Origin of the sequence: Tardiphaga sp., from assembly GCF_025356345.1 — a bacterium.
Classification (GTDB): domain Bacteria; phylum Pseudomonadota; class Alphaproteobacteria; order Rhizobiales; family Xanthobacteraceae; genus Tardiphaga.
The window spans coordinates 1-7,009 of the sequence record NZ_JANXTC010000252.1 but is presented as its reverse complement, the minus strand read 5'-3'; the positions used below and the strand labels follow the sequence as shown (position 1 = coordinate 7,009).

Genomic DNA, 7,009 nt, shown 5'->3' with positions numbered 1-7,009 from the left:
GCGAAACGTCGACCATGCGGGCCTCGCCGGAGGAATCGATGTGGGTGAGGGCGGGAGCGTCTTTGGTCGCGCTCTTGTTTTTCTTGCCAGCCATGATTCTCAAATCCCGAGTTCTGTTTTTTTCCTCTCCCACAAGGGGACAAGGAAGCAAGAAGGAGCAGCGCGTTACGCCGCGCGCGTCAGCAGCGCCTTGGTGGCTGCCGTGACATCCGCCTGCCGCATCAGGCTTTCGCCGACCAGAAAGGTCGATATTCCAACGCGCTCAAGCTGCGCAAGGTCGCTGGCGGCGAAAATTCCGCTCTCGCCGACCATCAAACGGTCTTTCGGGATCATCGGCGCCAGGGTCTCGCTCGTCGCCAGCGTAGTCTCGAAGGTCCGCAAATTGCGGTTGTTGATGCCGATCATCGGCGAGCGCAGGTTCAACGCCCGTTCCAGTTCCGTCTGGTCGTGGACTTCGAGCAGCACGTCCATGCCGTAAGCGATGGCGGCGTCCTCGATGTCGCGGGCGGTGGCATCATCGAGCGCGGCCATGATGATCAGGATGCAGTCGGCGCCATGCGCGCGCGCCTCCACTACCTGATAGGTGTCGAACATGAAGTCCTTGCGCAGTACCGGCAGCTTCACCGCGGCGCGCGCGGCCACCATGAAGTCGAGATGGCCCTGGAACGAGGGCGTGTCGGTCAGCACCGACAGGCATGCCGCGCCGCCGGCCTCGTAGGCCTCGGCCAGCGACGGTGGATCGAAGTCTTCGCGGATCATCCCTTTCGAGGGGGAGGCCTTTTTAATCTCGGCAATCAGGGCGAAGTCACCCTTGTCGAGCTTGGCGTAGAGCGCGGTCATGAAGCCGCGCGGCGGCGACGCGGATTTCGTCAGCGCCTCGATGCCGGAAAGCGGATTCGCGCGCTTGGCGGCGGCGATCTCCTCGCGCTTGTAGGCTTCGATCATGGTCAGGATATCGGACATGCAGGCGCCTCAGTCTGTTGCGTTCGAGACCGCGACCAGCCGCTTCAGCTTCTCGCGCGCGGCACCGCTGTCGAGCGATTGGCGGCCCATCGCCACGCCTTGCTTGAGGTCGGTGGCCTGGCCGGCGACGATCAGGGCGGCGGCGGCATTGAACAGGGCCACATCGCGAAACGGGCCCGGCGCGCCATCGAGGACGCTTTGCAGCGCGATTGCATTGGCCTGGGCGTCGCCGCCCTTCAGCGCGTCTGGGCCGGCGCGGGGCAGGCCGGCATCTTCCGGCGTGATCTCGAAACTCTTGATCTCGCCGTTCTTAAGTTCGGCTACGAAGGTCGGGCCGGTCAGGGTGATTTCATCGAGACCATCGGAGCCGTGCACCACCCAGGCGGCTTCGGAGCCGAGATTTTTCAGCACCTGCGCCAGCGGCAGCACCCATTGGCGCGAGAATACTCCGACCATCTGATGCTTGACCCCGGCCGGATTCGATAGCGGGCCGAGCAGGTTGAAAATGGTGCGGGTGGCGAGCTCGACGCGGGTCGGACCGACATTCTTCATCGCGGGATGGTGCGACGGCGCGAACATGAAGCCGATGCCGGTCTCCGCGATGCAGCGGCCGACATGTTCGGGCGTGATGTCGATCCGGATACCCAACGCCGCCAGCACATCCGCCGCGCCGGAGCGCGATGACAGGGCGCGGTTGCCATGCTTGGCGACCGGCACGCCGCAGCCGGCAACGATGAAGGAGGCGCAGGTCGAGACATTGACCGAGCCGGAGCCGTCACCGCCGGTGCCGACCACATCCACGGCGCCGGCCGGCGCCGTGACGCGCAGCATCTTGCCGCGCATCGCCGCTACCGCGCCGGTGATCTCGTCGACGGTCTCGCCGCGCACCCGCAGCGCCATCAGCAGGCCGCCCATCTGCGACGGCGTCGCCTCGCCCGACATCATGCTGTCGAACGCCGCGGAGGATTCGTCCCGCGACAGCGTGGCGCCCGTCGCGACTTTGGCGATGATTGCCCTGAGATTGTCCATCGGATGCTTTCAGAGTGATGTGCTCGTCATTGCGAGGAGCCTTTGCGACGAAGCAATCCAGTCTTCGCTTGTGGCTTCTGGATTGCTTCGCTGCGCTCGCAATGACGGCGAGAAGGTTAGTTGTTGGCGTTGTTCGTCGCGCCAGTGGCCAGCGCGACGGCGTCCTCGTTGATCTTGGTGCCGATCTGGCTCTCGATCCTGGTCACATATTGCGCGACCTGTTCATCGGTCTGGCCACGCAGCAGCGTCTCCTTCAGCTTCTTGACCTCGTCGGACGCCATGTCGACCGGCGGCGCGGTGACATCGGTGACGCGGTAGACGATCCACTCCGCGCCGGTGGCGCCCTGGCCCTGGCCGGCGGCATCCTTGGTTCCGCGGAATACGGCCTCGACGATGCTGGCCGACAGGTTGGGGACACTGGCGTCGCGCTTGAACGGCGTGGTGGTCTCGACCTTGAGCCCCGCGGCCGTCGCTTCATCGGCGAGCTTGCCGCCGCCTTCGAGCTTCTTGGCCATCTCGACGGCCTTGCCACGCAGCCGCGTGCTGATCTGGTCATCGCGCCAGCGCGCGGCGACCTGGTCCTTGACCTCTTCGAGCGCGCGGTCGCGCGACGGCGTCACGCCGAGCACGTCGAACCAGACATAGCCGCCGCCGATCTGCATCGCATCATTGTCGACGCCGACGTCGCTGGCGAAAGCCTTGGAGACGATGTCGGAGCCAGCGGGAATGCCGGTGACCGGCTGGCCGTCCGGCGTGCGGCCGGAGCGGTCGACAGCCTCGACGGTGACCGAATTCAGGCCGAGCTTCTTGGCGGCGTCGACGACGTTGGAGCCGCCACCGCGCTCGTCTTCCATCTTGTTGTGCTGGTCGGCAATCGCCGCGCGGGCGCGCTCGAGCGCAAGGTCGCGCTTCAGGGCCACCGCGACGCTGTCATAGGACGGCGTGTTGCCCGGCTCGATCTTGCCGACCTTGATCAGCGTGATGCCGAACCGGCCGGTGATCGGCTGGCTGATGCCGTCCGGGGCCAGCGAAAACGCGACGTTGGCCACGGCGGGATCGATGATCCCGGCCTTGGTGACCATGCCGAGATCAATGTCCGAGAGCGTCAAATTGCGCTCCTTGGCAAGGTCGGCGAACGAGAACGTGTCGTTCAGTTTGGCGCGGCCGGCCTGGGCTTCCGCCGCGGTCGGAAACACGATCTGCGACAGCTGGCGGTGTTCGGGCGTGGCCAGCCTGTCCTTGCGCTCCTCGAAGACCTTTTTGGCGTCGTCATCGGTGACCACCGACCACTTCGCCATCTCGTCGGGCGTCATCGCGACAAAGGCGACCTTGCGGAATTCAGGCGCGCGGAACTGGGTCTTGTGGTCCTCGAAATAGGCGGCCAGCGCCTCGGGCGAGGGGGCTTCGATGGTGCCGGCCTGCGCGGCGTCGATCTTGACGTATTCGATGGCGCGAGTCTCGTTCTGGAACCGGCTCAGCGCTTCGATCAGGGTCTTCGGCGGCTCGAGGCCGGCGGTCACGGTGCCGGCAATCTGGCGACGCAGCGACACCTTGCGCTGTTCGGCGATGTAGCGCTGCTCGGTATAACCGAGCGAGCGGATCAACTGCTGGAAGCGCGGCGCGTCGAACGTGCCGGTGGCGCCCTTGAAGTTCGGATCGTTGACGATCTGGCGCATCACCTCGGCGTCGGCGACGCCGAGGCCCTTGCGGCGGGCATCCTCGTCGAGCGCGGCCTCGGCCACGACCTGCTGCAGCACCTGGCGGTCGAGCCCGAATGCGCGGGCCTGTTCGGAGGTCAGCGGCCGGCCGAACTGGCGCCCGATCTGCTGCAGCTTGTCGGTGTAGAGCTGGCGGAACTGGTCGGTGGAAATCTCGGTGCTGCCGATCCTGGCGAGCGTCGATTGCCCATAGCCCTTAAACACGTCGGCGATGCCCCAGGCCGCGAAGCTGAGGATCAGCACGCCCATCACGACGCTCATGATGGTCTTGCCGAGCCAGTTGGATGAGGCTTTGCGTATTCCTCGAAGCATGGGGTCATCTTATTTGTCAGGAGGGGAACCGGCTTACGCCCGTGGCGAAATTCGCAACTTGGCAGAGCCGAACTGGAGCCGCATCATAAAGTGGCAAACGCCGCGTCGCAACCGGCGGCAGCCGAGCGAGGTGTGGTCGGCGCGGAAGGTGACAATTGGCCGCTGAAATGAAACTTTGGCTCGGCCGCCGCCGCGCCGCCGCGCGCGATGCGGCGCCGGCTGGCTTGAGCATTCGGGCTCGCTCTGTTAGCCCGGAACGATCATTTCAACGCAGGACTTTCCCATGACTGACGCCGTTCGGCCGCTGATTGCCGGCAACTGGAAAATGAACGGCCTGACCGCCGCCATCACCGAGTTCGAGGCGATGCTGCGCGGCGCGCCCGATGTTCTGGACAAAGCGGACCTGCTGGTCTGCCCGCCGCTGACCCTGCTGGCGACCTTCGCGCAGCGCGCGGCGAGCTTCGGTCAGGAAGGTCCCCGCGCCGTGACCGTCGGCGCGCAGGACTGCCACCCCAAGATTTCCGGCGCCCATACCGGCGACGTTTCGGCGGAAATGCTGGCCGACGCTGGCGCCACCGCCATCATCGTCGGCCATTCCGAGCGCCGGGCCGACCATGGCGAGACCGATGCGGTGGTGCGACAGAAGGCGCAAGCGGCATGGCGCGCCGGCCTCATGGCCATCGTCTGCATCGGCGAGACCCAGGCGCAGCGCGACGCTGGCCAGACGCTCGACGTCTGCGGCGCCCAATTGGCCGGCTCGCTGCCCGATGACGCGACCTCCGGCAATCTGGTCGTGGCCTATGAACCGGTCTGGGCGATCGGCACCGGGCTTACGCCGACAGCGGCAGATGTCGAGCAAGTTCATCGGTTTATCCGCGATCGCCTCACTGACCGCTTCAAGGACGAGGGCGCCTCGGTCCGAATTCTGTATGGCGGTTCGGTAAAACCTTCCAACGCCGCCGAGCTGATGGCGGTGCCGAACGTCAATGGCGCGCTGGTCGGCGGCGCCAGCCTGAAGGCCGCGGATTTTCTGGCGATCGCGGCGGGGTGTCGATAGCGCCTGCCGCCGGTTGGCAATTTGCCTGCTGGGGCGCTGCTCGGCTTCGATCCGAAACGCGATCAAGCGTTCCCTGACGGTCTCGCGTCAAGCCCAGAATTTGATGAGAGCGGCGGTTGCGCCCACTAGCGCTGCACCCGCGGTCATGCCGGCGATCACGAGCGGCCAGCCGGATAGTGCGCGGTCCCGGCCGAGCTTCATTTGTTCAGCGATCAGCCTGTGCTGTTCGGCGGTGAATTTGCGAGTTTCCTCTTGCATTCGCTCAATACGGGCGACTTGCTCCTGAAAATCCATGTTCACGGTAGAGTCGGTCATTTCGGACGTTCTCTCTGTCGAACTCTCTGTCGAACTTTGTGAGCACAAGCACATTCGCAAGCTGCGACCATCTTGCTTGCCAGGCATCTTTCTATACTGTTCATGATATGTACTAATTTGATGCATGGCAATCGATGCTGGGCAGGCGCGGTCTCCCGGGGGTGACAATCCCCCAAGGTATCGTGTAGACAGCACAGGATTCAAACCCCGCAAGCAACCCATGCAGCCGGCCAGCGGCGCAGTGTGCTTGTGATGGAAGGACCCGATGCAAAGCGTCATTATCGTTATTCACCTCATGATCGTGGCGACCCTGATCGCGGCGGTGCTGCTGCAGAAGTCTGAAGGCGGCGGCCTTGGCGTCGGTGGCGGCGGTGGTGGCGGCTTCATGTCGAGCCGCGGCACGGCCAATCTGCTGACCCGGACCACCGGTATTCTCGCGGTCGGTTTCTTCGTCACCAGCCTGTTCCTGTCCTGGCTGGCCGGCTACGAGCGCAAGCCGACATCGATCATCAACGGCACCAGTGCGCCGGTCTCGCAGCCCGGCAGCCCGATGGTGCCGCCGACCTCGGGCGGCTTGCTCGATTCGCTGAAGAAATCGGACGAGCAGCAGGCGCCGTCGGGCCCGCAGGCGCCGCGTTCGCAATAAAGCACAGGCGCTATGCGGGACGGGGGCTACCGTCCCGCATCAACAGTCCTCATCAAGGGGCTGTAATCATGTCGATATCGAAGTCACCCACAGCCTGTCCAACATTCGGCGGAAGGTTGCGATTCGCTTTTGCGAATCGGTTTGCGAGCCTTAAAGGTTGAGCCCCATGGCGCGGTACATATTCATCACCGGCGGCGTGGTTTCCTCGCTCGGCAAAGGTCTGGCTTCAGCGGCGCTCGGCGCCCTGCTGCAGGCGCGCGGCTACAAGGTCCGTCTGCGCAAGCTCGACCCCTATCTCAACCTCGATCCTGGAACGATGTCGCCGTACCAGCACGGCGAAGTGTTCGTCACCGATGACGGCGCCGAGACCGATCTCGATCTCGGCCATTATGAGCGTTTCACCGGGCGTCCGGCCACCAAGGCCGACAACATCACCACTGGCCGGATCTACCAGGACATCCTCACCAAGGAGCGGCGTGGCGATTATCTCGGCGCCACCATCCAGGTCATTCCGCACGTTACCAACGCCATCAAGGATTTCATCCTCGACAGCAACGATGACTATGATTTCGTGCTGTGCGAGATCGGCGGCACCGTTGGCGATATCGAGGGCCTGCCGTTCTTCGAGGCGATCCGACAGATCAAGAACGATCTGCCGCGCGGCGATGCGATCTACCTGCATCTGACGCTGCTGCCCTACATCCCCAGCGCCGGCGAGCTGAAGACCAAGCCGACCCAGCATTCGGTGAAGGAACTGCTCAGCGTTGGCATCCAGCCGCAAATGCTGTTGTGCCGCTGCGACCGGCCGATCCCAACGAATGAACGCCGTAAGATCGCGCTGTTCTGCAATGTGCGTGAAAGCGCCGTGATCGAGGCGCGCGATGTCGATACTATCTACGCCGTGCCCGAAGGGTATCACGCCGCGGGCCTCGACGACGAGGTGCTGGCAGCGTTCGGCATCGAGGCGAG

7 protein-coding genes and 1 pseudogene are annotated in these 7,009 nt (G+C 64.5%); 3 read left to right on the top strand and 5 right to left on the bottom strand.

Annotation, left to right across the window (positions count from 1 at the left end; all coding sequences use genetic code 11):
* The 4 genes and pseudogenes from moaC to Q0S16_RS15625 form a co-directional block, all read right to left on the bottom strand.
* Positions 1–94, bottom strand: a pseudogene (moaC, locus tag Q0S16_RS15640) (cyclic pyranopterin monophosphate synthase MoaC); the annotation flags it as partial.
* A 71-nt stretch (positions 95–165) separates the two neighbouring features.
* The gene (gene trpC, locus Q0S16_RS15635; protein WP_295849857.1) at positions 166–963 is read right to left on the bottom strand and encodes an indole-3-glycerol phosphate synthase TrpC; all 798 of its coding nucleotides are present in this window, start codon (positions 961–963) and stop codon (positions 166–168) included.
* A 9-nt stretch (positions 964–972) separates the two neighbouring features.
* Complete coding sequence (trpD, locus tag Q0S16_RS15630; RefSeq protein WP_295849854.1) at positions 973–1,992, bottom strand: anthranilate phosphoribosyltransferase; 1,020 nt, start codon at positions 1,990–1,992, stop codon at positions 973–975.
* Between the two features lie 116 nt (positions 1,993–2,108).
* On the bottom strand, positions 2,109–4,022 hold the full coding sequence (locus Q0S16_RS15625) for a peptidylprolyl isomerase (RefSeq protein WP_295849852.1): 1,914 nt from the start codon (positions 4,020–4,022) through the stop codon (positions 2,109–2,111).
* Between the two features lie 283 nt (positions 4,023–4,305).
* Between Q0S16_RS15625 and tpiA the strand changes: the two genes are divergently transcribed.
* Complete coding sequence (tpiA, locus tag Q0S16_RS15620; RefSeq protein ID WP_295849850.1) at positions 4,306–5,079, top strand: triose-phosphate isomerase; 774 nt, start codon at positions 4,306–4,308, stop codon at positions 5,077–5,079.
* A gap of 87 nt (positions 5,080–5,166) precedes the next feature.
* On the opposite strand, the gene Q0S16_RS15615 is transcribed toward tpiA, so the two are convergent.
* Positions 5,167–5,394: a hypothetical protein gene (locus Q0S16_RS15615; RefSeq protein WP_295849848.1), complete on the bottom strand. Its 228-nt coding sequence runs from the start codon at positions 5,392–5,394 to the stop codon at positions 5,167–5,169.
* A gap of 265 nt (positions 5,395–5,659) precedes the next feature.
* On the opposite strand from Q0S16_RS15615, the gene secG reads away from it, so the two are divergent.
* Together secG and Q0S16_RS15605 are read left to right on the top strand one after the other, a co-directional pair.
* On the top strand, positions 5,660–6,040 hold the full coding sequence (secG, locus tag Q0S16_RS15610; protein WP_295849845.1) for a preprotein translocase subunit SecG: 381 nt from the start codon (positions 5,660–5,662) through the stop codon (positions 6,038–6,040).
* Between the two features lie 166 nt (positions 6,041–6,206).
* On the top strand, positions 6,207–7,009 hold an 803-nt coding region (locus tag Q0S16_RS15605; protein ID WP_295849843.1), incomplete at its 3' end, for a CTP synthase.

What these genes read in the sequence shown, in the direction of transcription:
- trpC (WP_295849857.1), bottom strand. Translation starts at nt 963, where the DNA reads ATGTCCGATATCCTGACCATGATCGAAGCCTACAAGCGCGAGGAGATC.
- trpD (WP_295849854.1), bottom strand. Translation starts at nt 1,992, where the DNA reads ATGGACAATCTCAGGGCAATCATCGCCAAAGTCGCGACGGGCGCCACG.
- Q0S16_RS15625 (WP_295849852.1), bottom strand. Translation starts at nt 4,022, where the DNA reads ATGCTTCGAGGAATACGCAAAGCCTCATCCAACTGGCTCGGCAAGACC.
- tpiA (WP_295849850.1), top strand. Translation starts at nt 4,306, where the DNA reads ATGACTGACGCCGTTCGGCCGCTGATTGCCGGCAACTGGAAAATGAAC.
- Q0S16_RS15615 (WP_295849848.1), bottom strand. Translation starts at nt 5,394, where the DNA reads ATGACCGACTCTACCGTGAACATGGATTTTCAGGAGCAAGTCGCCCGT.
- secG (WP_295849845.1), top strand. Translation starts at nt 5,660, where the DNA reads ATGCAAAGCGTCATTATCGTTATTCACCTCATGATCGTGGCGACCCTG.